Genomic DNA, 24813 nt, shown 5'->3' with positions numbered 1-24813 from the left:
AACAAGGTCATGCGGACAGAAATCATCTCCTTCAACGTGTGCCTATGTGCAGATCTGCACCTCAGGTGATTCTAGCGAGTCGCTGGTCCAGCTCTTAGAAAGTGAGCGTATGGTGAGCGAGGCTGAGGAGATTCATGTGCAAATCTGCATTTCGCCCTAACGAGATCGACTTGCGCAAACAGATGTAAGTGACAGATTCAAATAAAGGAATTGGGATGAGCGGCTGATACGACGAAAACGCGTTAACTATTGATTAACTTTAAATATCTTGCAAACCATGGTGAAATCGGTTGTGCTATCCACGGCAAATAGGTGTGTTTACGAAAATTACCGTGTGTACGAGAGGAAGTCGTGGAAAATCCCGCTCAGCTTCAAAAGGCTATTCATAAACTGATCGCGGCCCACGCGCGAGACCTCTCGGGTGCGCTGCACGAACATCGTGTAAAGTTGTATCCGCCAGAGGCGCGCAAAACTTTGCGTTCCTTCTCCTCGACGGAAGCTGCAAAGCTTATCGGTGTCAACGACGGATATCTTCGTCACCTTTCGATCGAAGGCAAAGGTCCTCAGCCTGAAATTGGCAACAACAATCGTCGCTCCTATACGGTCGAAACGATCCAGGCCTTGCGCGAATACCTTGATCTAACCGGGAAAAACGATCGCCGCTACTCACCCAAACGATCAGGCAAAGAGCATTTGCAGGTCATCACGGTTGTCAATTTCAAAGGTGGCAGCGGGAAGACGACAACAGCTGCACACTTGGCGCAATATCTCGCCCTGAACGGCTATCGTGTTCTTGCGATTGATCTTGATCCGCAGGCCAGTATGTCGGCACTGCACGGCTTCCAGCCGGAGTTCGACGTCAAGGACAATGAGACGCTTTACGGTGCGATGCGCTATGACGCTGAACGTCGCCCGTTAAAAGACGTGATCAAGAAGACCTATTTCGCCAACCTTGATCTGGTGCCAGGCAACCTTGAGCTGATGGAGTTCGAGCACGATACGGCAAAGGTCTTGGGCTCGAACGATCGGAAAAACATCTTCTTCACGCGCATGGACGACGCGATTGCTTCAGTCGCGGACGACTATGATGTCGTCGTCGTCGATTGCCCTCCGCAGCTTGGCTTTCTAACCATTTCCGCTCTGTGTGCAGCAACCGCCGTCCTCGTCACGGTTCATCCGCAAATGCTGGACGTCATGTCCATGTGCCAGTTTCTTTTGATGACATCGGAATTGCTGAGCGTCGTCGCCGATGCAGGCGGAAGCATGAATTACGACTGGATGCGGTACCTAGTCACTCGCTACGAGCCCGGTGATGGTCCTCAGAACCAGATGGTATCGTTTATGAGGACGATGTTCGGTGACCATGTCCTAAATCATCCAATGTTGAAAAGTACAGCTATCTCCGACGCCGGGATTACGAAGCAGACGCTCTATGAAGTCAGCCGTGACCAGTTTACGCGCGCCACCTACGACCGGGCGATGGAGTCGCTGGACAACGTGAATACTGAAATCGCACAGCTCATTCAAAGCGCATGGGGGCGGAAATGAGGACGCTCGCATCTCGCGTAGAAGCGCAAAAGTTGTCAGCCGGAAACTTTCGGAAAACCCCTTATTGTGGGGCGGCAATCTCGACACCCGAGGGGGCTACTAATGGCTAGAAAACACCTGCTCTCCGACCTTGCTGGACCAAAGTTGCCAGCCGGAAACTCCGAAGACATTGCCGCGCAGGATGCTGCCACTCCGCAGTATTCCCCACGTGGTGCGATAGGTGCGGTCTCGCGCTCCATTGAGCTTTTGAAGTCGCAGTCGCTTACGGAACTCGATCCAGATCTCATTGACGCGCCGCTCGTGGCAGACCGCTTGGAGGAGTCTCCAGAGCAGTTCGAAGAGTTCGCTCGTAACATAAAAGAGCACGGTCAGCAGGTTCCCATCCTCGTGCGCCCTCACCCGTCTGTCGAAGGTCGATACCAGATTGCCTACGGGCGCCGACGCCTGAGAGCAGTGAAGGCTGCCGGCATCAAAGTGAAGGCTGCGATTCGCACCTTGTCGGATGACGAGTTGGTTCTGGCGCAAGGGCAAGAGAACAGCGCTCGGCAGGATCTTTCATTTATTGAGCGCGCCCTATACGCCGCAGAGCTTGAAGCCGGTGGATTTCAGCGGCCGGTCATCATGGCGGCTCTTGCGGTTGATAAAAGCAATCTTTCCCGGTTGATCCAGGCCGCCAAACAGCTTCCAGCAGATATTATCCGCTTGATCGGCGCGGCCCCTAAAACCGGTCGGGACCGTTGGTACGAATTGTCAGGCCGCCTGGGACAAGATGGCGCTTCCGAAACTGCCCGTACGTTACTCAATGACGATGCGGTGAAAAGCTTGAATTCTGACGAGCGTTTCGCTCGAGTATTCGAAGCTGTCACCCCTAAGAAGACAAAGGCAGTGAAGACTGAAACGGAAGTTTGGAAAGCTGAGGACGGCACCAAGGCTGCTCGTTACAAGCAAGACAAGCGTACGCTGACTTTAATGATCGACAAAAAGGCCGCTCCGGATTTTGCGGACTTCCTGATGTCGGCCCTCCCAGAGATCTACGCTTCGTTCAAGAGGTCGAAGCAGTAGGGCAAATCGCAAACAGGAAAGGAACGATAGCGCAAAGAAAAAGCCCTCCGAAACGGTGTTCCAGAAGGCCTCTCTCAGTTTGGTCGCTTAGAGAATCGCATTTCCCGGAATCTCAGTCAAGAGTCAACGCCGTCTTGGCGAAGCCTTTTCTTTGCCTTTTGAAAGGTGAAAGAAATGCAGACAGGAAGTGTAACGACGCCCTTTGGGCGGCGGCCGATGACGCTCGCCTTGGTGAAGCAGCAAGTGGTCACAAACGATATCAAGGCCGGGAAAACGGTCGACAAATGGAAAGTCTTCCGTGATGCCTCGGAAGCGAGAGAAGAACTCGGCCTGCAGTCGAACAGCCTAGCTGTGCTCGACGCGCTCCTGAGCTTCTATCCGGAAAACGAATTGCGCCAGGACGCGCAGCTCGTGGTGTTTCCTTCAAACGCGCAATTAATCCTTCGAGCCCACGGCATGGCAGGCGCCACGTTACGTCGTCATCTTGCGCTTCTGGTCGATGCGGGCCTTATTGTTCGCAAGGATAGTGCCAACGGTAAACGCTATGCGAGGAAGAACGACGCTGGCGAGATCGAGAATGCGTTTGGGTTCGACCTTTCGCCAATCCTTGCCCGATCCGAAGAGCTTGCCGTCATCGCGCAAAAAGTCGTCGCTGCTCGGTTCGCATTCCGTAAGTCAAAAGAGAACCTGACAATCTGCCGCCGGGATGTCCGCAAGCTCATCACTGCTGCGATAGAGGAGGGGGCGGACGGCGACTGGATGGCGATTGAGGCGATGTACATCGACCTCGTTGCCCGCATTCCACGGTCCCCAACCCTCGCTGACGTCGCCAGCATCCTCGATGAACTTGAGCTTCTTCGCGAGGAAATCCTTAATCTGTTGGATACGCAGTCGAATTCAGAATTTAATAGCACCAATGCTGCCCATAGTGAGCAGCACATACAGAGTTCAAAATCCGAATCCTTGCATGAACTTGAACCTAGCTCTGAAAAAGAGCAGGGCGAAAAGCCGAGCAAGAGACGCGGGCCTAACAACGACACGCTGAAGGCCTTTCCTCTGGGTGTAGTGCTGAAGGCATGCCCGCAGATTACCGACTATGGACCGGCAGGCGCTGTGGGTGGTTGGCGCGATCTCATGTCTGCAGCGATCGTGGTGAGATCGATGCTGGGCGTCAGTCCGTCCGCCTACCAGGAGGCCTGCGAAACCATGGGGCCTGAAAATGCAGCTGTTGCGATTGCCTGTATCCTGGAGAGGGCAGGGCACATCAATTCCGCCGGTGGCTATCTGCGTGATCTCACCAACCGGGCGGGGCGTGGCGAGTTTTCCCTTGGACCGATGGTCATGGCACTGCTGCGATTGAACGGTGAAGCCGGACAGAGATCGGCGTAAATGACAGTTGAAAGAAAAGACGCTCCAAACCTTAAGAACGCCATACGCCGAAGAGGAGCTTTGTCGAATTTACCACTCACGCCGTTCTATTCCGAGCCGCGGCGAGGTGTCAGTTTTTCCAATGATCGGAGCGTGAAGCGACTGATGGTACAGTGATATTTTTTTTTCGCTGTTAGAGTTTCCGGCTGGCAACTTTTTTCCGGGACGTGGAAATTGGATTCAATCCAGTGTCATTAATGGCGTGATGAAACGGTTGGCGCATGATGCCGAAGATAAAAATATCGCTGCAAATTGAGCGGCTGCTGTCCAAGACCGACTAAAGGAGTTGGACAGCGACCGCCTAACAGATTTGCACCAGCATCTGCCATCGTGACATGTGCATAACTCCTTATTCTGCGACGCCGCATAAGTCGGAAAAACAAGTCTCGCTTTAATCGGGAGTTCTGCGACAGACCGGAGTTTGGTTTTCTCTTTCTGAAAGAGATATGCTGTGCTTTGCAGCGACATCTCTACGTCGAGTCCCACAGCGCCCTTGTCGCTGCTTCCGAAAAGGCAGGAACCGCGAGCACAAAATTGCTGCTGAGGAACTGATCCGCGCCTCCGAACTCCTGAAGTTGTTGCAGTTGGCTATTTCGATTGCAGCACGGAGCGCATCAAAGATTATCAGGGAGTCAATGAAGCGGAATGATCGCTTATGAAGCGTGCCCAAAACCGGAGCGATTGCGCCTGGCACCTCCTTCGCGATCTGCAACTCCGCTACGAACTGGCAAGCTCACATGAGGTTCGATTCCCGAGCCTGCCAGCTTTCTGCGGACAAGATCTCCTGGAGGATCGGCTTTAGCTCGGAGGCGCATTCCAGCCGTGAAAAAGCGGTTCCGAACCACTTGGCATAAGGTGCGTATTGACGCTCAATCAGCATTGCAAGCCGCATGATATTTCCGACCATGCGAGCAGCTATAATTCGGGAGCCGATTTCGTCGCCAGCCTCCCCGGTTCGTCCGATATAGGCGCGCTCTTCGGCTATCCTCCCCCATTGCGCTGCGAGTTTGTACAGCCAGACATCACGAGGGAAGTAGGCCAGTCTGTTCCGTAGAGCCGTCAACTCACCGAGATCGTCACGAAAGACCGAGCCCGCCGTCACCATCATAAAAAGCTGTTCCGAGTAGGACAACCAATCCCGTGCGGAGAGGTCTTCGGAAAATTGGCGGCCGAGGAAGCGTTCGCACCAAGCGTGCAGCGTGTAGAGTTCGACCCCGTGATCCGAGCCCAGCATTCCTGGCTCCCGTACATCTACCCTAGCAGGCCGCACATTAGTTGGATACCGGACGGCCCACTCCTCGAATTTAGCTGGCAATCGTCGGTCAAGAACTGACATCAGTTGATCTGCGGTGCAGCAAAATCAGCCTCTGAAAGAAGTACCTGCACACAAGGGCCATAGTCGTGATCAGCCGAAATCTCCGTTTCATAGCCGAGGACTTCAGAGCTAAGACCGATCCGGCATGCCGCATATGGCAACTCGGAGAAATGCTCCTGCATGATGGGGGCTACGAGCGTTCGATAGAACCTTTCCGATAGACCTATCCCGATCCCTTGTGGCACTCGCTTCACTACCGTCGTCAGTTCCCTTTGAGCTGTTCAGCATAGCTCCTGGTCGGTTTTATGTCGGAAGCATCCGCCGCAAAAATCCTAATTTTGCAGCGCTTCAAAAGTCGGGCTAGTATATCGTGCGAGATTCGAGATTTTCGCGACGCCAGAGACATACCAACAGTGCTGCGGATCGGCTAGAAAAGCCGACAACATCACACCAGCACTTTGAAAGTATCGCAGGAATGAATGACAAGACCGCTGATGACAAACGGCAGATTCTGGTAGCTCCAGCCCCCAGTTCATCGAGACCGTCGTGAACAAGTTGAAAGTCTCAGACATTCGTCCGTTCATTCCCGCGAAGGATTTCGCGTTGTCCAAACGGTTCTATGCCGCGTTGGGCTGGGAAACCCGCGATGTTGGGCCGAAACTAGCGCTGGTGACGCTTGGTGACGAACAGCACTTCTACATCCAGGATTACTACCTGAAGGATGTCGCCGAGAACACCATGCTCCACATCACGGTCGATGACGCCCTTGCTTGGCATACGCACGTTGCGGCAGTGCTAAACGACGACAGCTTCGCGGAAGCACGGGTGCAACCAGCATCCAGGCAGGCCTACGGTGCGGCCGTGGTCTTCGTTCACGACCCAGCCGGCGTCCTGCTGCATTTGTGCCAGTGGGACGGCTGAGCCAGCCGCCGCCAGGCGCTGCAAACGTCAGCTATGAAATTCGAGCAAATCCGGGACATTTGCAAAACCGGAGATAAGAATTGACCCTAAGGCCATGACCGACGCAGCCGCCCATATCATAGATCTCTATCGTCGCCATGCAGGCGCCTGGACAAGTGCTCGCGGTACGGTGCTGTGGGAGCGTTCATGGATAGAGCGGTTTGCCGACATCCTGAGGCGAGGAGCGTCGGTGCTCGACATTGGATGCGGATCGGGCGAGCCGATCGCCCGTTACCTTGCCGCCAGAGGTCATCCGGTTACTGGCGTGGACAGCTCGCCCGAGATGATCGACCTATTCCGGGCAAATCTGCCAGGCGAAACGGCGGAAGTGGCGGATATGCGCTCGCTGAAACTGGATCGGAGATATGGCGGGCTTATCGCTTGGGACAGCTTCTTTCACCTTGCGCCTCACGATCAGCACATGATGTTCCCCATCTTCCGCGAAAATGTCGAACCGGAAGCACCATTAATGTTCACGAGCGGTCCCAACTTCGGCGAAGCTATCGGGACGTTGCAAGGGGAGCCCCTCTATCATGCCAGCCTCGACCCCGACGAATACCGCCTGCTGCTCGACCAGAATGGCTTTGATGTTGTGGCCCATGTTGCGGATGACCCTGACTGTGGCGGGCACACGGTCTGGCTGGCGCGTCAGCGGTAGCCGTGAGGGTATCGCAAAAATCCTGATTTTTGCGACAGCTTACCGCAGCAGGGATCCAACCCGCTATGGCTACGGCGGCGACCTAAGTGGGCCGGCAGCCCGCGAGAAGTCGCGGAGGCTTCTATTGATCGGCCGAATGGGGGCGTAAAGCCGGCCAGCCGATGAGACACTTGTTTGCGTCAACCTTGCCGGTATGGACCCGAGATTTTCCCGGGTGACGATGGACTGGACGATTTAGCTACCTTCCAACCTACTAGACAAAGAACGAGGCTCTAAAAGGCGTCCCATCACCAGGACGTCCCGAAATTCACCTTCCAGAAACCGGGCTTTCTGTTTGCGGCCCTCTTCGACAAAGCCCACCCTCCTATACAATCTAATGGCGCGTTCGTTATGGGCGTTCACCGTCAACTCGACCCTTAGGAATTCCGCGGCGTCGGCCGCCTCCAACGTCGCGTGGATGAGGCGACGGCCAATGCCGTGCTCGCGCCACCCCGGTATGATGCCCATGCCCAGTGACCCGCAATGGCGTTCAGCCTCGAAGCTTGGACGAACGATGTCGCACCAGCCGACGATGCCGCCATCGTGTTCGGCAACAAATTGGGGGTTGCCGTGCTCAATATTGCTGCGTACGAAGGCCAAGGTGCCCTCGGCGCTTGGGGCGTCGGTCAAGCGGATATAGATGCGCTCGCGCGCCACCGTGCCCACGGCCTGGCGAAAGCCCTCGGCGTCCGCTTCGGTGATCGGCCTGATCCTTACCTTGGTGATATCCATGTCCCGCTCCTCTGGGCAGCAACACTGCCGCCGACAGTCTCAAATGCAACCTGGGGCACTGGCCTTTGAAGAAGACTGTCGTCCACTTTCTCATACCGCAATCTGATAGCGGTCGGCTAGCCACCCCATTTTTGACGTTCCGATCTGTCGCGAAACTTAGGGAAAGTGAGCGAAAACTACTGAATAAGCCTTGCGGCCCGTCCTGTCCGTCTGGTTGCGTTGTTGTAATAAGTGGAGGCCTGCTGGACCGATTTGTGTCGCGACTGCTCCATGGCTTCTGGCAAAGGAACGCCACGATTGGCGGCCTCTGTGAGATAACCCGACCGCAGCCCGTGCGCCGAAAATTCCCCCGCATCTAACCCTGCCAGCGCCGCCCGCTGCTTCACGATCTGGTTGACCGCACTCGGCTCCAGTGCCCGCTTCGAAACATTGCCCCATCGATCGATCTTCCGAAAAATACTCCCGCCTTCAATCCTCGCAGCCGAAAGCCAGGCGTTGAGCGCCTCCACCGGCCGGCCGGTCAGATAAACGACCTCATCGCTTTCCGCACCGGACGTCTTGGTGCGACCGAGATGGATAGCGAGAGAGGGGAGGGGAGGGGCACCCTCGACGGTGATGGGTGGCTCGACGGTGAGCTGCTCTCTGCGCAGACCGGCAATCTCACTTCGACGACGACCGCCCGAGGCAAAAGCCACCATCAGGATTGCCCGGTCGCGGATGTCACGAAGGCTGTCGGTGCTGCAGGTCGCGAGCAGCTTTGCCAGCACGTCGCCGGTGACGGCCTTCGCGCTCTTGCGTTTCCTTGGCCGCGGCGTCGCCCGAACGGCGAGGCGTATCGCGGACTTCAGCGAAGGGGAGGAGAAGACGCCGGTCAGCCCGCGCCATTTGGTTAGCGTCGACCAACTGGCAAGCCGCCGGCGCACCGTATCGGGCGCATGCGGCCCTAGCGATCTGAGAAACCGTTGTTCGCGCAGGCTCTGCTCGACATCAGCCGGCATTCCGTGTTGGGGGTCGATGTCGCGCTGATCAGGCTGCCAGAGATGGTGGGCGACGAATTTCAGAGCCAAGGCTTCGGGTGCCGGCCAGGGGAGGGAGGCACCGGTTGCGGCCAGCGACCAGGCTTGCAGATAGGCAAGGTCGGAGGTGAGCGCGCGCAGGGTGTTTTCGCCCATGCCTTCGTTGACCAGGTGGCGCAGCGTTTCGATGTCCTGGTCGGTGAGCAATTCAGCCAGTTCGTCGCGGCGGTCGATCGGCAGCACGCTGGCGATGGTGTCGAGCTCGTCGGCCCGGCGATCGACGGCGGTCTTTGAACGGGGCGGCATGGCCATAGAAAACCTCCGGATCGACGGCCGAGCGGCCAAGGGATTTACCGGATTCTTTCCGATTTTCGGCTTGAAATCAATCACATTCGATAAGAGGTACTTATCGATGGTCAGGACACCATCTGGCGATCATACCATGTGGCGAACGGCAATATTGATATAGAGTTCTTTTAAAGGATCGTTTACCATGATATCAATGGCTTACGATCTCGCGAAATTGCCCATTTCAAACTTGGTTCGGCCCGCTTTTGACGCGGGCATGGCGCTCACTCGTCTCGACGAGCGCATTGCTCGCTCAGCGGTCGGCGCCGGCTTTCGCGAGCGGCAAAATTTCGCCGACGCCTGCGCCTCGCTGTGGATCGACGGCGAGCTCGTCAATCTCGAAGACCTGGTGCTCCACGATGCCTTTCGCGACACCCGCACACCAACCCACGAACTCACCATTGCCCGCGACGTGCTTCGCACCCGCCGACGGATTTCTGGGCAGGGGCCGGACTGGGCTTTGTCCGCCGACGGTATTCGGTCTTTGCGACAGACATCGGACATTACGTCGGACGGCGCCGAGGCGTCGGAGCTTGCCGACGTCATGCGGCCCGCGGCCGCGGCAAAAAATCCGGGAGGGGAGGGGGAGGATGGTGACGAGGCAGAAAATCTGCCGGGCGTCGATTTCGCCGCCATCGATGCGGTGCTCGCCCGATCGGAGGCCGCGATCGAGAGCGCCAAGCGACCCGGCCGTGGCAGCGTTCAAGACAAAGACCCGATGATCTACGATCTCGACTGGGACGAAGATGCCCGGCTCGACGAGTGGCGCGGTGTGCTGCGCCAGGCCGAAAATCTGCCGGCGATACTGCAGGCCATCGTCGCGCTCGATGCCTGGAACGAACTGTCGGTGCTGCAGCACGCGCCCTGGCTCGGCCGGCTCTTTGCATCGTCTATTCTGCGCCAGGCCGGCATCACCACCGGCGCGCATCTCGTTGCCATCAATCTCGGCCTCAAAACCATTCCCGTCGATCGGCGCCGGCATCGCGACCGCGAAACGCGGCTGCTTGCCATCGCCCACGGGCTTTTGGCGGCCGCCGAGATCGGCATGAAAGAACATGACCGGCTTGTGTTGGCGAAGACGATGATGGACCGAAAACTGGAAGGGCGCCGAACATCCTCAAAGCTGCCGGAACTGGTCGAGCTTGTTATGGCCAAACCGTTGGTGTCGGCAAAAATGGTGGCGAAGACGCTCGAGGTTACGCCGCAGGCGGCGCGGCGGATCGTTTTGGAACTCGGCTTGCGGGAGATGACCGGGAGGGGGAGGTTTCGCGCGTGGGGAGTGATCTAGCCTCGATCACTTCTGTAACGACTCCATCGGGTATCGTCCCTAATCCAGTAGAGGCTCGATAAGGCGTCAACTGGAACAAATGGTATAAGGGCACAGCGAAAGATTCGGGGTAGGGCATTAAGTGACAATAGGCAGACTTGTACAGGTTCCGCTTCGCGAAGTCTGGAAACACGAAGCGTATGATTTTACGCAATGGCTCCAAGATAACATCGAGGTCGTGAATGACGCCCTCGGGCTCAACCTGATGAACATCGAGCGAGAACAGGCGGCTGGCCCGTTCAGCATCGATCTGGTTGCAGAAGATGAGAATGGCAACAAGGTCATCATCGAAAACCAGCTGGAAAAGAGCAACCACGATCACCTCGGCAAGCTCATCACCTACCTCACGTCGATGGGCGCCCGAACTGCCATCTGGATCGTGTCAGAACCCCGACCGGAGCATGTTGCCGCGATTGCGTGGCTGAACGAGAACAGCAGCGGCACCTTTTATCTGGTGAAAGTTCAAGCGCTGAAAATCGGGGATTCCGCTCCAGCGCCGTTGCTCACCGTCATCGTGGCCCCTGCTGAGGACAAGTCGGTGGTCGCGCGAACGAATAAGGAATTTTCCGAACGGTACGACATCCGCCTGCATTGGTGGACGCTCCTCATCAAAAGGCCCGATGCCAAGCTTCATGCGCACCTCTCTCCGAAAACATATTCGTGGATCGGCACATCATCCGGCTTCCGCGGCCTCGCCTTCAATTATTCCGTGACGCAGAAGGAATGCTCGGCCGAGCTATATATCGACCGCGGTTTGCCGTCTGGCGATGAAAGCAAGCGGATCTTCTACATGCTCCAAGAGCGAAAGGCAGAGATTGAGGGGGCCTTTGGCGGCCCGCTGATCTGGGAACCGCTGGATAATGGTACAACCCGCGCAACCCGCATTAAGTCGGTCGTGCCGGGTGGCTATAAGTCCGACGAAAGCGAATGGGAAGGCATTCAAAGCCGGTTGGTGGACGCGATGAACCGCCTATATGCTGCTTTCAAAGAACCTATCAAGCAGGTTCGCCAGCGGCTGGGTGAGACGAGCGTCGAAGGCTAAAACGTCAAGCGCCGACAGAGGTCAGCCAAGCCTCTACGGCAGGTTTGACAATCCGCGAAAGCGCATCGATCGCTAGAATGCCGGAAGCTAGAAGCGCCACATGGAGCGGGCCGGGTGATCCTAAGCAAATTCTCCTGACTGTGATTGCAAGGTGTCTGCAGTTCTAGGGGCTATTCACTGTCCGGCGCGAGCGCTGCCTGGTGATTGCTCGTAAGAAGAGTCCATTCGGGCATCGTTGCAAGTAACCCACTCGAAAAGCGCTGCAATGAAGCGGTCATAATTCGGGTTCGTCGGTAACGACAACTCACAACCCCACACAGTCTTAACTCGCCAACCGAGCCGTTCAAGTGCTAGCACCGCAGCTTGATCACGTTCGCGATTTCTCGCAAATTTCGCATCCCAAAAAGATTGGTTTGATTTCGGACGGCGGTATGTCCCGCAATCATGTCCGTGCCAGTAACACCCATGTACAAATATAGCCGCTTTAAACCGCGGAAGCACGATATCTGGAGAGCCAGGTAGATTTTTGACATTTAATCGGTATCGCAGACCTCGCCTATGGAGTGGTTTGCGCACCAGTAACTCAATAGAAGTGCTCCGCTTGGGAACGGCGGCCATATGACTTCTGACGTTTGTAGGCGTTCCATGATCCATGACTAATCGATAGATCAGGATGATGACGAAATTTTGCTAAGCGATACTCGATATTAATGCTGCAATGAACTTCTCTCGTCCATCATTGCCGCTGGGTATTATAGGTAAGGTTAATGAGGTTAAATTAATAGATGGATCTGTGTTGCTTGTAAATATCTCGGCCAGAACATCATCAGACATAGTTGGATACACAAGAAAAACATTAGAGACACCCAGAACCTTTGCGTACGCAAAGACCTGGCGAAGGTCACCTGGCTGATAGAACGAAGCTGTCTCGCTAGGCGCGACTTTCCACTTAGTCTCCACAACTGCGCGGTTGAAATTTCCGTCGATTAGAAAGTCGGGACGCAAAAGTCCGACTGAGCGACCATCTGCATTGGAAAACAGATAATGTTCTGACTGTTGCTCGTGAACAATATCCCCGAGAGAATTACGCAAACATTGACCCACATAGCTCTCGAATAGCTTGTTCATATCAAACAGCATAGTTGGTCCGAGTGCATCTACTCCGATACGTAACCCAGGCCTTATATGATCGAGCCATTGGAGGGATAGCTGGTAGCCGTGCTGCCAGCGTTGCGTGAGTCGATTGAACACCACCAATCTATCTGATGGCATGAAAATGCCGACCTCAGCATCCTTCAGGGTTTCTAGGCCGCTTCTAATTTTAGCCTTCAACCGCTGAGATGACACGATCTTCATCATTTCCCGAAGTCCCGCTAAGATTGTACGGTTAATGGGAGTATCAAAAGATGGGGACAGCACTTGCTGTACGAAGCGATCTCGGCGTGAGCCGTATCGAGCAACTTGGCCAGCATGGTGCACCTGTCCACGTAGCGACGGAAGGTCAGCCTTTACGGTATGAAAATCACGGTGCAAGCCTTGACTTAATTGCTTCAGTATCTCCGCAACGGTCATGCCTATAAGCGTCTCTTCCATGGAGTCGAAGCGTGAGACTTGCCCGATAGCGCCCAGAACGGATGGCGTTCGAGCGGTATACGAAACCATGTGTGCTAGAACATCATTGCCTGATTTTTGTGAATCTAGCTTTGGAAGGATCTCAATGCTTAGGTTTCTGGCAACGTGGACAAGACCTGCGAACTGCTTGAACTTGACTCCGACATGACCCCGATGAAACGCCATTTCAAAGAAACTGGCATTGTGTAGCTTCTCTGAAAGTTTAGATAAGGTATTCAGATAGCGCGGCGGCAGGTCATCATTACCGTGTCCCAAAGGCAAGAAATCATATTCATTGACCGTTATAACTCGCCGCTCGATTTTACGCTCCCCGCATAAATGTTCTTGAACATTTCAGCTGTCCACAACTCCGAACTGCTCAGCAGGTGCTGCTCACCCGTTCCATCACTGTCGACCGCAACCGTGAAAAATCCAGATGGTTTGATGGCATTGTCCTTTAGCACCAACTCTATTTCCGATTTGTCGTCGTAAAAATACTCTTGAAGCAACGGGAATATTTTTCTGCTGAAGCAACGCTTTAGATCGTCGATTGACGCAACGCCTGCAAACCATCCGTGTCCAATGAGCTTGCCCTCGTCTGTCCGTCGCCTTAACCGTGAGTTTATTGCATCAAGCATTTTCGGTAAGTCGACACCGTCGACTGAACCATCGACTATTCCCTTGGCTTTTAACATCTGCAACAGCGCAGCACTTGACGGTGCTAATTCTCGAAACTCGAATCTCCTTCGTAGTGCGATATCAAGTGCTGAAATTGATTTATCAGCCGTATTCATCGCTCCAATTATATAAAGATTCGGAGGGACTGAAAATTTAATCTTCGAATAGGGCAGTGTCGTCGACAATGTCCCGCGTTTGTCGATTTCCAATAGTGAGATTACATCGCCAAAAAGCGCATCGATTTTGCCGCGATTTATCTCGTCAATAATTATTGCGTAAGGAACTTCAGGATCGGCCTCTGCTCGGAGCGCGATGGCTTTAAAAACGCCATCCACGATATCGTATTGAGCAGATCCTTCTTCTAAGGGCTCAGTACTCGGCTTCAATCCCTCGATGAAATCTTCGTAGTAATATGACGGATGAAAAGTTGTGAAAACAAACCGCTCGGAACCGTCGGCATCTCTGAAAAGGGGGAATATATCTTGGATCAGTTCTCGCGTTTTTCCCGTGCCCGGTGGACCATATATTATTAGATTTAGCGGCATTTGTATATCATCTGCCGTAGACACCAGCTTTATATTGCTTGGTATGGAGGAAAGGCTGTCGTCTTTCCTGTCAGATGAATGAAATATTTTTATCAACAGCTTGTCTATTTCTGATTGCGCGGGGCATTCAGCTTGCAAAGTAAAGTCGGAATCTAGTTCCATGTCGAAAAGAACTTTTCTCTCTTCTTTCGTCAAATGAAATTCTTTAGCCCAAAATTCTAGAATTTCTTTTCCGGTAGATCCGCTTTCTTTGTCCGGTGACCTGGCAGCGCATATCGCAGCAAGAGGCCAAAACGGAATTTTTCGACCTTTTTCAAGAAGGCCGTCCGTTTTTCCTAGGGTATCAACGTAGTCTGGTGCAAATCGCAATCCTACGTCTTTCTCACCGCGCTTGGCTTCCGCTCTCCATAGCAAAGCATTGCGCCACCTTGGCTTCCGGATCTCGCGGGCCGGGGTGTACTGTGAGCCGTGAGGGTAACTGCGATTATGGCGTGTTCCAGTAAAAGGGTTTATGTACTCGTCGTTCGGGAGCGAAAGAAATCGGTTGAAAAATGCACCGCGCATATGATCAGAGCTGCCAAATGCCTTGTGGCTTTTGTCATCAATTCCCGAAATCTTCATAGCGAGAAACGTGGGCGCACTTGGGCTGACTTCGGCAGCGATCAAGTGATGGATGCCCGCAGCGATAGCCTCTAGGGTCGGAAACGACATTGTTTAAGCCTTCTTCTTATGGCTTAAAAAGAGAGGCCGGTTTACATCTGTTGAGCCTGTGTCCGGATCGATGGCGTACCTAACCGTGGCGAAATGGTGAGCAGTCCAATTGTTCGGGCGTCTTCTTTGAGGTATTTTGTCCAAAGCCGAACTCGTGCGTACATAACGACCGCTTACATCGGCTCCATCATTTCCGGCCCACATAGCTAGCCGCGAGCAATCGAAAATAGCCTGCTTTAACTGCGTTTCGTTCAAGCCAGCGCAATCTGCTAGCAGATGGTCCCATAGACGCTCGGTACGAGCTAAGTTAAATTGAGAGCCATGCGCAATCTTGCCGCGTTTCCATGGCATTTTGTTGTCGTGAGCGCTTTGTAGGGTATTAATCGAGTTTTTAAGGGACTTGATGCTCTCTTTAGCTGTTGATGACAGCGCGTTCTCACGCACCGCGGCACTCACAACGGGTTCAATATCTTCCAATTCCATACGCAATTGTTTGCGCGACATGTCCACATGCGCCAACATTGAAATCCCGAGGACTCTCGCTAGAAGTGGCGGGACAGCGTTGCCGATCTGCGAAGCGATGCCGCTAGGGTGGAACTGAAAGTGATCAGGAAATGACTGGATCCTCGCCGCTTCACGATGCGTCAAGGCCCGGTCCTCGTCAGGGTGCGTGAACGCGCCGGAGGATACGTTCCGGTATACGGTGGTGATAGTGTACCCCGGACGGTCCCATCGCAGTCGATAATAGAGCGTAGTGCAATCTTTCCGGAGAATTTTTGCAAATCGTGACGGAAGAAGATCTGCGGGAATATCGAGCCAATCCCCTCCGCTGGGAATATGACGAATACGTTCAAGGTTTTCTCGTGGCGGCGGCGCACCGAAGTGAAGCGATAGAGCTCCCGCGGACCGTCGTGACCATTGCTGAAACGGTGTCACTGGCGGTAGCGCGTAGTGTTTTGGAGAATGGTCAGCCGTAACGCCAATTCCAATCATGGGCAAATCACCGATCGCATCGGTGAGACTGGTATAGGCCAGCATCTTTCCTGTGTGGTCATTCGCGACCACGTCTGGTGGAAAATGACTGGGAGCAGGAAACTCAAAAGGAACGCCGATTTTGTTGGCGACAAAGAAAATTCGTTTACGCACTTGCGGAACGCCATAGTCAGCGGCCTGCAGTTGAGCGAAGGAAACTTTGTACCCCATCGACGACAAGTCCTTGATGATTTCATCACGGAACCGCCCGCCGCCATAGCGTAGCAATCCTGTGACGTTCTCCATCAGGGACCAAGTCGGCTTAATCTTCGCGATAAATTCAAGGTATGATTTATACAGAAAATTGCGTGGATCGTCAGCCAATCTTTTTCCATGGGTGCTAAAGCCCTGGCAGCTTGGCCCCCCGACGACAACGTCTATATGACCGATCTCAGCGATGATTTCGTCGATGTTTGCTTTGCGGATGTCCACGCAGTAAGTTTTTGCATTCGGATGATTGAGTTTGAAAGTCTCAATACTGCTTCGATTGAAATCGAGGCCTGCGACGACCTCGAACTCAAGGTCCTGGTAGCGCGCATCGGATATCCCGAACGAGAGGCCTCCACAGCCGCAAAATAGGTCTAACACCCGGAGCTTGGCCATATGTACCTCTACGCTTTTCAAATCTCGTGAATCACGGTTTGTTCTTGCCTTGCTTTTCGCCGCCAATCAATTAAAAATATGCTAGTGTCCCCAGGTGTCTGTCTGGGAAGGGCTTTTCGCACTGTTCGTTGCAGGCAAGCCTTCTTATCTTGAGGGCTGTCTGAAAGTCGATGTCCGGCAAATTGGAAGTGGAGCCGCGGCTCTGCATTGACAGAGTGTGTTGATTCCCACTGAGAGCTGATGGAGTGGATGCCCCCTCCCGACGGCATCGCAATGTGCCAGAGTGATATCCGCGAGAACGTCACTTAGAGGAGAGAGCATCCATGAAGGAAGTTAGCATCGTTTGCCTGGACCTTGCAAAGCGGGTATTTCAGGTTCATGCCGCGGCAAGCGATGGAAGAGTGGTCTTGCGCAGGAAACTGTCGCGCGGCCAATTGGTCACCTTCTTTGCTGAACTGCCCAAATGCACTGTCGCGATGGAAGCCTGTGCCACAGCGCATTACTGGGCGCGTGAGATCGGCAAACTTGGCCATGATGTTCGCTTGATCCCGCCGGCTTACGTGAAGCCTTTTGTCAAACGGCAGAAGAATGATGCGGCGGACGCAGAAGCAATCGTTGAAGCAGCGACCCGGCCGTCGATGCGGTTCGTCGTTCCGAAGTCGGAATCCCAGCAGGCCTGCTCCATGCTATTCCGAACGCGAGACCTCTTTGTGCGTCAGCGAACGCAGCTTATCAATGCTCTTAGAGCACATCTGGCCGAGCATGGTATCATTGCACCTCAAGGCATTGCAAATCTGGCACTGCTGGCGAAGATTATTGAAGATCACGAGGCTGGCCTCGAACTTATCGTTGTAGAGACCGGCCGACTGTATCTGGATCAAATCGACGCGCTGTCCTCTCGGATTGCATCGCTGGAAAAGGCGCTGAGATCGGAAGCGAAGCGTTCATAGAGTACCGCTCGCCTCATGTCCATGCCCGGCATGGGACCGATTACTGCCATGGCAGCTGAGGCCTTCGCGCCCACGATGACTACCTTCCGCAGGGGGCGAGATTTTGCGGCCCGGCTCGGCTTGGTGCCAAAGCAGCATTCGAGCGGGGGAAAGCAGGTTCTCGGCCGAACATCGAAGATGGGACAACGCGACATCCGCCGGCTTCTTATCATTGGCGCGATGACCGTCATTCGATGGGCGTGCCGGAAAGCTCCACCCGAGAGCTCGTGGCTGGCACGAATGCTGGCGCGCAAACCTCGCATGCTCGTCGCGATCGCCCTCGCCAATAAAATGGCTCGATCCATCTGGGCAATGATGACCAAGAACGAAGATTACAAGGATTCCGTTCTGCCCGCAGTGTAGGCGAGTGCTGAACTAAGGTCAGGACGGATCGTCGGCGTGTGAGGAGGTCAGCGAACGGTAAGGACAAAGATCGGTGAGAGTGGGTTTGGGAATGCATCCGGGTCAGTGAGCCACGAGCTCGTAGAGCTGATTTTGCACCAGGTCCGCGTAGCTCCATACCGGCCAGCGGCTGTATTCGAGCCGCACAATAGGCCTGATACATGACCGCACCCGATCACACGTTCGAAATCGCTCGAAGAACTGCTTGCATGAACGGGGGCATCCATACATGACCCGGCGCAGCCCCATATTTCCATTGAGAATTGACCCATGTTTCAACCGTCCCCTGCGAGTTTTCAGCGGGTGACCTGCTGACCTGCCACTGAGAATTTCCTCCAGATTGGATTAGAGTCCGGCCCATCGAGGACGGACTTATAAAGAAGCAGAGATTTACGGAAGAGCAGATTATTGGGGTGCTGAAGGAGCAAGAACCGCCCATCATTCGGTGGTTCCGGGTCTGTTGCGAGCATGAAGGCCGACGCAGACAAAAACCTGTCGAAGGCTCTATTACTCGGCGCGACTGAGGCAGACATCAAGGCGGCCCGCACACGTATCAACGGTCAACTGCAGAGTACTATCTTCCTGGTTGGCCCCATGGAAGCTTGTAGCGCCTTCATGAACCGCCTTGCTTGGGCAGGCGCCTCTACGCCGGTCATTCAGCCAGCGAGAAAGAAAAAGTTCGGTCGGCAAACGCTCCATGTGGCAGCGTCTCGAATATTCATTTCTGAGGCGCTGCCACTTATGGATTGCTGACTGGGGTTTGAGGGCGGCTTAATAGTTGTCATCGCGAAGGATGGAAAGACTCCACCGACACCATGAACGATGCAAGCCATCTCCCTGCTTCCATGCGCCTTTGGACATAATAGCGGTAAGCTAGAGGGGTGAGGGGCTTTTTCGCCTTGTGTCGAGCACTGTTGCAAAACCAGCATGCGGCCACAATGTTGTCCGACGTATCGCCGCCTCCATCAGATCGAGCGCAGAGGTGTTCCGCGGTGCAGCGCAGATGCGACGATAACCGCAGGTTCGTCTTGGAACGGCTTGAGTATTGGTGTGTGCTGCCATCCCACATTTGGAGGCCGCAATAATAGCACAGGCCATTCTGCTCGATCATTTTCTGTGTACGGATTCTCGATAGTTTTCCCATAATGCGGGCTCCATTCGACTTCTTCGTGAGAAGCGAATGCGCGGCGTCCAAAAGGAACACTCCCCGGCTGGAAGCTTCTGCTCGCGCGATACCCGATATTCGTGGTTTCGCATGCCGGATCATGGTGTCTGCGGTAGGCCGCAGACCGTACGAACCTTTTGGTCCGTAAAAGACGCGAGAACGTCTCCATATGTTATCGGTAATCCGCCAAGCGGACTGTGTCAACGCCTCACCAAAACTGGAAAGTCGCAGCCAAAGCACTGGACCCCGATCTGCCCTATAAAATTGCATATGTTTAAACTGCGCAATTATTAACGTTGGGGCACTACCATCTTCACGATGGGGGACACATGCTGACCGATATCGAGATCACGTATTTTCGCAGTCGGATTGACGACGTGCTACGCGATGGCAGCCCAACGGCGTGGCAGCGGCAATTCCTTACCGACATCCGAGCGAAGATCGATCGCGACGGGACGAAGACCAAGCTTTCCGACAAACAGCTGTCCATGTTGCGCAAGCTCACCAAACTCGAAGGCACGTCCGTCGTCGAGCTCCCTCAGCCTGGTGATCGATGGAAGCCCAGGCAGCCCCGATTTAACACTTGGCGCGCCCCGAGCAGGCGCTGGCGATATAGAGAGATGAAATGGGCCGCCATCTTGATGATGTTCATTATCATGGGCGTGGCTCAACTGTTCACAGGTGGTGGCACCCCGTCGGCGGTAATCACTGAGGTGAATGCCCCTTCGCCATCATCGTTTCGTTCGCAGGGATTCACTGTCACGGATGGCGACACGATCAGAATGGCTGACGGCACCCCCGTTCGTCTGGTGGGTTTCAATACGCCGGAGAAGTTCGAACCGATGTGCGCGCGTGAGGCTGAACTCGGAAACCGCGCAAGCGATAGGCTTAGGCAACTTGTTGTCTCTGGGACGAGTACCGTGACCAAAGTTGCCTGTGCGTGCGCGCTAGGAACCGAGGGGACCAGCAAATGTAACTTCGGCCGAAGCTGTGGAATCTTACGCGTAGACGGGAAGGACGTTGCCCAGACCCTTATCGCGGAAGGCCTGGCCGTGTCGTTTCAATGTGAGCGTACACAATGCCCTAAAATGCCACGGCCCTGGTGCAGCTGACTGCGGGAGGGGCAGATGTCCGATATCGTCCAGTCACTGGAAGCCGCGGCGAACACAATCTACGAAATCCGATACCCGGAGCGCCGTTGTCTGATCCTGGCTAGTTACATCAGTCGGGCTCAAATCATCCTGTGCGGTGCATTTGTCAGCTTTCTTGAGTGCCGCACTGCCGTCTTGTTAAAGGTTTTGACAAGGCAAATCCGACAGTTAGACATAGGCGTCGAAGATGGAATTGTGGGTGCGTATGTTCGAACCTCATCAGATCAACTGATCTGATTTCTTAGAACGTGTGCAGTTCAAAGAAACATCGGAACGAAGTGCGCGTGCCGGCTGCTTCGCGCTTCCATTTCGGCCACAGGGACTCTCCTTGCCTTCGCCCGGAAGCAGTCATCCCGCTTCATCACTTCCCCGGGCGCAAATTGGGGACATCATGGTGCATGCAGTGCTCTATGGCAGGGCCGTCCACCCAAGGTTGGCTTCGATCCTCCGCCTGTACGGGGTGTCGATCTGCCGGGGCGCATGGCGGATATAGCGTTCTGCCTCGTCTTTCTTTGCACCTTCGAGTCCCTGTAAGTAGGAGACGACCTGCTCAATGGTCGGGGCTACCGAGTGTCCGTCGAACTTCGGGGGCAATGTAGTCCAAACCACGCCTTCCACGCCATGCGCGGAGGCCCAGCCCGGTAGGCCCGGCAGCGCCTCCGGCGCGGTCCCGCCCTGCGACCAGGTCGCCACCCAGTCGTCGTTCTTCGTCCCCTCGCGCTCCATCAGATGCCGTTTCGCGAGCGCCAAATCGTCCGTGTCCATAATGGCCCAGAACGATCGCACCTCTGGTGCTGTCGGCTCCAGCACAAGAGTTATGCGTCCGTTGTTCGACTGGCGCGTGAATTCCACCCTCAGCAGCGGCCCATCGTCAAACCACTTTCGGCGGATAGGAAGCTCTCGTGGATCCCAAATCAACGATCCCCAACCTAGGCACGCAATCGCCATTCTCTTCCCCCTATCCCAACGCTCCTGAATATGTCGCACATTCCAATGTCGCTAACCACCCAGTGGCGGTGCTGCTGCGAGCGGTAAAGTGTTACCCAAATACCATCGAGCTTCACTAATCTATTTAAGGTTGCTGTTGCACGAGATGCGCCTTCTCCGCTAATTGTTCAATGAAACAACGGGGGAGGGGAGAATGGCGGTTATGGCGGCCTTTGGCTTCGATGAAAACGCTGATCTGGAGAGCAACCTAACCAAGTTCAAAATGCATCTCGGGTTACATGACGCGGCCCTGAGCGCACAGCTCGCGACCTTCTACCCCGTCCTCCGCGATGAAACCTATACGTCCTCGACCGTTTGGAATGCTATGTTCCAAGCGATCCTTGATACAGAAGCCGCTGCAGCACAGCAAACCACTGCGACCACGCCTGCGGCAACTGGCGCAACCGCAGCTGCGGCAGTTTCGCCCGTTGCCGGCCCCACTGGCTGGTTTCTGGAAGGTCTGAGCATTGAGGGCTTCCGTGGCATAAACAATGAGGGCAAGGCGCTCGAATTGAAGTTCAAGTCCGACAAGGTCAACAGCGTCTCCGCCGTAAACGGCGTGGGCAAAACATCCGTATATGATGCCATCCGGTATGCGATATCCGGGCGGCTGCCGTGGTTGGAAGAACTCCCTCCGGGCGATCGTGACGGTGACTACTACCTCAACCGATTCCATCCTGCCCAGACGGCGACTATCAAGCTTTCGCTGCGCGAAATGGTGACGAACCAGCCCTGTGAAATCAAGGTCAAAAGGGATAGCTCGGGAACTCGAACGGTATCCGCATCCGGCAATTGGGATGGCAACGCCATCCTCCATTCCCTCAATCGTGAATTCGTGCTGCTCGACGGGCCGACCTTCCAAAATTTCATCGCGGCCAAACCCCAGGCGCGGGGTCGCACGTTCGCGGGTCTGCTGGGGCTCTCAGATTATAGCAGGATGCGCCAAGCCCTTGCGGCACTGGCAAATACGCGGGCGTTCAACAACCACTTCGGCGCGCAGGCCCGTACACAAGCCCAAGCCCACGCGCAGAAAGGCGTCAATGACGCAACGGATGCCCTGAGACGCGACCACCTGATCCTGGCGGGCGACGAATGGGGCACGATGCCACTCGCCGATGGCCTCGCCAAGTGTTTCTCGGCACTGGAGCAGATCGGCCCGCTGACTGCACTCTGCGCAGGCAAGACGTTCGGTGAGATTGACGTGGACGCCTGTATCGAAGCCGTCAAGGCTGCCGAGGGCGGCCCGCAACGGGAGCGCCTCGGAGAATGTGTCCGGCTTCGGCAGGAACTGGTCATGCTGAACTTGCAGGCGCCCGATGCCGAGCGCACCAACCAGCTGGCGAATGTCGCGAAGAACCGCGAGGAGGCCCTCGCCAAGACGGCCGGCGATGTCATCCTCCAGCTCTATCAGGCAGGGGCCAAGGCTCTTGATCTGCCTGAGTGGGCGAACGCTGTTATATGCCCGCTGTGCGACAGTGCAGTTGCCCATGACCTTCACAGTCACGTCGGCACTAAGCTCTCCGCATTCACCGCACTCGACGAAGAGACGCAGGCGGTGGGACTGGAATGGAACGAGGCGGGCTGGGCTGACCTGACGGGACTTGAGAAGCTGTTGGAACCCGATGCCACCAAGCGCCCGATCGCTGCCCTGTCGAATACGGCACAAAAGGGGGTCCTTACCGAGGCGCAGGCCAAGGACCTTGCCATCTGGCTGGGGACGTTGCGCGAGCGCGCGGGCGCCCGGGATACGGCGTTGGAGAAAGAGCAGCGTGAGCTGGAGAAGATCCTTCCCCAGTCTTCAGTTGAGGTAACAAAGAAGGTTGAGGCGGCCCGCCGGATGCAAGAGAGCCTCGGCAAACTCGATGCGGCACAGACTGACCTTGACCGGGAGAAGACCCGCGCCGGCCGCGTGTCGCGTTTGAAGATATTTCTGGACCGGGCCTCGGACGATTTTGGGGTTGCAGAGGCGGCAATCAGCAAGGCCCGTCTAGCCGCCGTGGAACCCGTATTCAAGGCCAACTTCGCGGAGATGTCGTTTTTCGGTGTCACGCCAGAGGTCGTCAAACGGGCCAACAGCGAGGATCTTCAGATCCGCTTGCAGGAGTTCCACGGGCTGGCCGACCTGTCGCCCCAAGCGCTGTTGTCGGAAAGCTACCGCAATGCCTTTGCCATCGCGCTCTATCTCGCCGCCGCGTCATTGTACGGCGGGATGCCCAAGTTTATCGTGCTCGATGATGTGACCTCCAGCTTTGATGCGGGCCACCAGCTCTATCTCGTGGAATTGCTTCGAAAAAGCTTTGCCCGGCCGGCCAATCCGGACGGGCTGCAGGTGATCCTGCTGAGCCACGACACCATGCTGGAAAAGCTCTTCAACAAGCACACTGGCTCCGGCGTCTGGTGGCACCAGCGGCTCGAGGGCAACCCTCAGTTTGCGGTGCTGCCGCAAGCCGGCGCGGTGAACAAGGTGCGTGATCTTACAATTTCTATGCTGCAGGCCGGACAAGCTGACTTCGCCAAAGAGGGGGTCCGGCAGTATCTCGAATACCGGCTGAGCGATCTCATCAGCAAGCTGCGCATCCCCGTACCTGTGGACGTCGCCTTCAACGATAACAAGCAGCTGGCGGGGGAATTCCTCGGTGCGATCGACGCCGCCATGAAACTCCACAAGGCGGGGGGATCCCTCATTCTCGAACCCGCTCAGGAGGCAGGCTTGAACGCCAACATGGCGACGATCGTTGGAAACTTCACCAGTCACTGGGGAACGGGCCAGGCTCTGGCCTTCACGGCGCCGGCGCTGCTCGGCGTAATGAACGCGATCGACCAGTATTGCGACTGCTTTACTTTCGTCCCGAATCCCGGGGATACTCGGAAATTCTACAAATCTCTTAGCCAGAAGCTGTGACGAGGATCATAGCGCTTAGTACTGGCCGTCAAATAGGTAACCCAGCGTCCGCGTCATGAGAAAGGCCAGTCTTCGGCGCCGCAAATGCTCGGCCCGGTCATGGATGATGTGGCACTGCTGGCAGAACGCCTGGAGATTCCGCTGGTCATTATGACCGGATTGTCGTCAAGGTGCTCCATCGCCAGATAAGCGAGCGAGCACGTATCGTCGGGGTGGAAGCAAACGGCAAAGAAGTCCCAGGCAGTAACTCGGTCCAGCGATGAGCGGTGACAGCATCCGGTTGCTATTCTCTCTTGAGCGCCTCAAAGCAGACGGTCCGCTGACGGCCCCATCAGCCATTCCCAGAGCAAGTAGGGGCCAGAACAAGAGCAGTCCGAAATCGTACGCTAAGGGCGAACGAAATAAGAACTTATGCGACCCGCCGTAGCCCGGAGGGCAGGCGGAGCGATCGAAATCCGTTGGGCATCTGATGTTCAGCATCCCAGGTGTAGATGCCGGTAAGGTTGATATGTTCCCAGCTGAGCGGCGAGATGTGCTTCGACAGAGTATCAGGAATATCTCG

Annotated in this window: 19 protein-coding genes and 1 pseudogene; 12 read left to right on the top strand and 8 right to left on the bottom strand. The window is 55.3% G+C overall.

The annotated features are described in order from the left end of the window. Window positions 1–351 precede the first annotated feature (351 nt). From repA to repC, 3 genes are all read left to right on the top strand, one after another. Window positions 352–1548 (top strand): plasmid partitioning protein RepA, encoded by a 1197-nt coding sequence (gene repA / locus EDF70_RS25140; RefSeq protein WP_020046783.1) that lies wholly within the window; start codon window positions 352–354, stop codon window positions 1546–1548. 102 nt (window positions 1549–1650) lie between these two features. Then, on the top strand, window positions 1651–2610 hold the full coding sequence (repB, locus tag EDF70_RS25135) for a plasmid partitioning protein RepB (protein ID WP_132279422.1): 960 nt from the start codon (window positions 1651–1653) through the stop codon (window positions 2608–2610). A gap of 174 nt (window positions 2611–2784) precedes the next feature. Beyond that, window positions 2785–3999: a plasmid replication protein RepC gene (gene repC, locus EDF70_RS25130; protein WP_132279419.1), complete on the top strand. Its 1215-nt coding sequence runs from the start codon at window positions 2785–2787 to the stop codon at window positions 3997–3999. A gap of 772 nt (window positions 4000–4771) precedes the next feature. Here repC and EDF70_RS25120 read toward each other — a convergent pair. Next, complete coding sequence (locus EDF70_RS25120) at window positions 4772–5272, bottom strand: DUF4037 domain-containing protein (RefSeq protein ID WP_165932129.1); 501 nt, start codon at window positions 5270–5272, stop codon at window positions 4772–4774. Window positions 5273–5899: 627 nt separating this feature from the next. Between EDF70_RS25120 and EDF70_RS25115 the strand changes: the two genes are divergently transcribed. Together EDF70_RS25115 and EDF70_RS25110 are read left to right on the top strand one after the other, a co-directional pair. Continuing rightward, a complete protein-coding gene (locus tag EDF70_RS25115) occupies window positions 5900–6274 on the top strand; it encodes a hypothetical protein (RefSeq protein ID WP_132279413.1) in 375 nt (124 codons plus the stop codon). Window positions 6275–6368: 94 nt separating this feature from the next. After that, window positions 6369–6971 carry a class I SAM-dependent methyltransferase gene (locus EDF70_RS25110; protein WP_132279410.1) on the top strand — a complete coding sequence of 201 codons (603 nt, stop codon included), beginning with the start codon at window positions 6369–6371 and terminating at the stop codon, window positions 6969–6971. Window positions 6972–7205: 234 nt separating this feature from the next. On the opposite strand, the gene EDF70_RS25105 is transcribed toward EDF70_RS25110, so the two are convergent. Further along, window positions 7206–7742: a GNAT family N-acetyltransferase gene (locus EDF70_RS25105; protein WP_132279407.1), complete on the bottom strand. Its 537-nt coding sequence runs from the start codon at window positions 7740–7742 to the stop codon at window positions 7206–7208. A gap of 176 nt (window positions 7743–7918) precedes the next feature. Next, window positions 7919–9070 (bottom strand): site-specific integrase, encoded by a 1152-nt coding sequence (locus EDF70_RS25100; protein ID WP_132279405.1) that lies wholly within the window; start codon window positions 9068–9070, stop codon window positions 7919–7921. Window positions 9071–9251: 181 nt separating this feature from the next. On the opposite strand from EDF70_RS25100, the gene EDF70_RS25095 reads away from it, so the two are divergent. Both EDF70_RS25095 and EDF70_RS25090 read left to right on the top strand, forming a co-directional pair. After that, a complete protein-coding gene (locus EDF70_RS25095) occupies window positions 9252–10394 on the top strand; it encodes an RHE_PE00001 family protein (protein WP_165932128.1) in 1143 nt (380 codons plus the stop codon). Between the two features lie 121 nt (window positions 10395–10515). Further along, complete coding sequence (locus tag EDF70_RS25090) at window positions 10516–11475, top strand: DUF4268 domain-containing protein (protein WP_132279399.1); 960 nt, start codon at window positions 10516–10518, stop codon at window positions 11473–11475. 174 nt (window positions 11476–11649) lie between these two features. Here the strand turns inward: EDF70_RS25090 and EDF70_RS25085 are convergent, their stop codons facing one another. From EDF70_RS25085 to EDF70_RS25070, 4 genes are read right to left on the bottom strand one after another with little or no spacing between them, the layout of a single operon-like run. Further along, window positions 11650–12129: a very short patch repair endonuclease gene (locus EDF70_RS25085; protein ID WP_132279396.1), complete on the bottom strand. Its 480-nt coding sequence runs from the start codon at window positions 12127–12129 to the stop codon at window positions 11650–11652. A 36-nt stretch (window positions 12130–12165) separates the two neighbouring features. Continuing rightward, window positions 12166–13368, bottom strand: coding sequence for a hypothetical protein (locus EDF70_RS25080; protein ID WP_132279393.1), 1203 nt, complete (start codon window positions 13366–13368; stop codon window positions 12166–12168). A 20-nt stretch (window positions 13369–13388) separates the two neighbouring features. Continuing rightward, window positions 13389–15020, bottom strand: coding sequence for an AAA family ATPase (locus tag EDF70_RS25075; RefSeq protein WP_132279390.1), 1632 nt, complete (start codon window positions 15018–15020; stop codon window positions 13389–13391). A 3-nt stretch (window positions 15021–15023) separates the two neighbouring features. Then, window positions 15024–16655, bottom strand: coding sequence for a DNA cytosine methyltransferase (locus EDF70_RS25070; protein WP_132279387.1), 1632 nt, complete (start codon window positions 16653–16655; stop codon window positions 15024–15026). A 323-nt stretch (window positions 16656–16978) separates the two neighbouring features. Between EDF70_RS25070 and EDF70_RS25065 the strand changes: the two are divergent. The 4 genes and pseudogenes from EDF70_RS25065 (at window position 16979) to EDF70_RS25045 (ending at window position 20599) form a co-directional block, all read left to right on the top strand. After that, window positions 16979–18007 (top strand): annotated as a pseudogene (locus EDF70_RS25065) (IS110 family transposase). 507 nt (window positions 18008–18514) lie between these two features. Then, on the top strand, window positions 18515–18799 hold the full coding sequence (locus EDF70_RS25060) for a hypothetical protein (protein WP_132279384.1): 285 nt from the start codon (window positions 18515–18517) through the stop codon (window positions 18797–18799). A 741-nt stretch (window positions 18800–19540) separates the two neighbouring features. After that, a complete protein-coding gene (locus tag EDF70_RS25050) occupies window positions 19541–20323 on the top strand; it encodes a thermonuclease family protein (RefSeq protein ID WP_132279378.1) in 783 nt (260 codons plus the stop codon). A gap of 15 nt (window positions 20324–20338) precedes the next feature. Next, window positions 20339–20599: a hypothetical protein gene (locus EDF70_RS25045; protein WP_132279375.1), complete on the top strand. Its 261-nt coding sequence runs from the start codon at window positions 20339–20341 to the stop codon at window positions 20597–20599. A 171-nt stretch (window positions 20600–20770) separates the two neighbouring features. Here EDF70_RS25045 and EDF70_RS25040 read toward each other — a convergent pair whose 3' ends face one another. Further along, window positions 20771–21310 carry a hypothetical protein gene (locus EDF70_RS25040; RefSeq protein WP_132279372.1) on the bottom strand — a complete coding sequence of 180 codons (540 nt, stop codon included), beginning with the start codon at window positions 21308–21310 and terminating at the stop codon, window positions 20771–20773. 193 nt (window positions 21311–21503) lie between these two features. On the opposite strand from EDF70_RS25040, the gene EDF70_RS25035 reads away from it, so the two are divergent. Next, window positions 21504–24251 carry an AAA family ATPase gene (locus tag EDF70_RS25035; protein WP_132279369.1) on the top strand — a complete coding sequence of 916 codons (2748 nt, stop codon included), beginning with the start codon at window positions 21504–21506 and terminating at the stop codon, window positions 24249–24251. Window positions 24252–24813 lie beyond the last annotated feature (562 nt).

The organism is Neorhizobium sp. JUb45 (assembly GCF_004343585.1).
In the GTDB taxonomy this organism is placed as follows: domain Bacteria; phylum Pseudomonadota; class Alphaproteobacteria; order Rhizobiales; family Rhizobiaceae; genus Neorhizobium.
The sequence above is the reverse complement of the archived record's forward strand: the minus strand, read 5'-3'. Positions and strand labels throughout refer to the sequence as shown.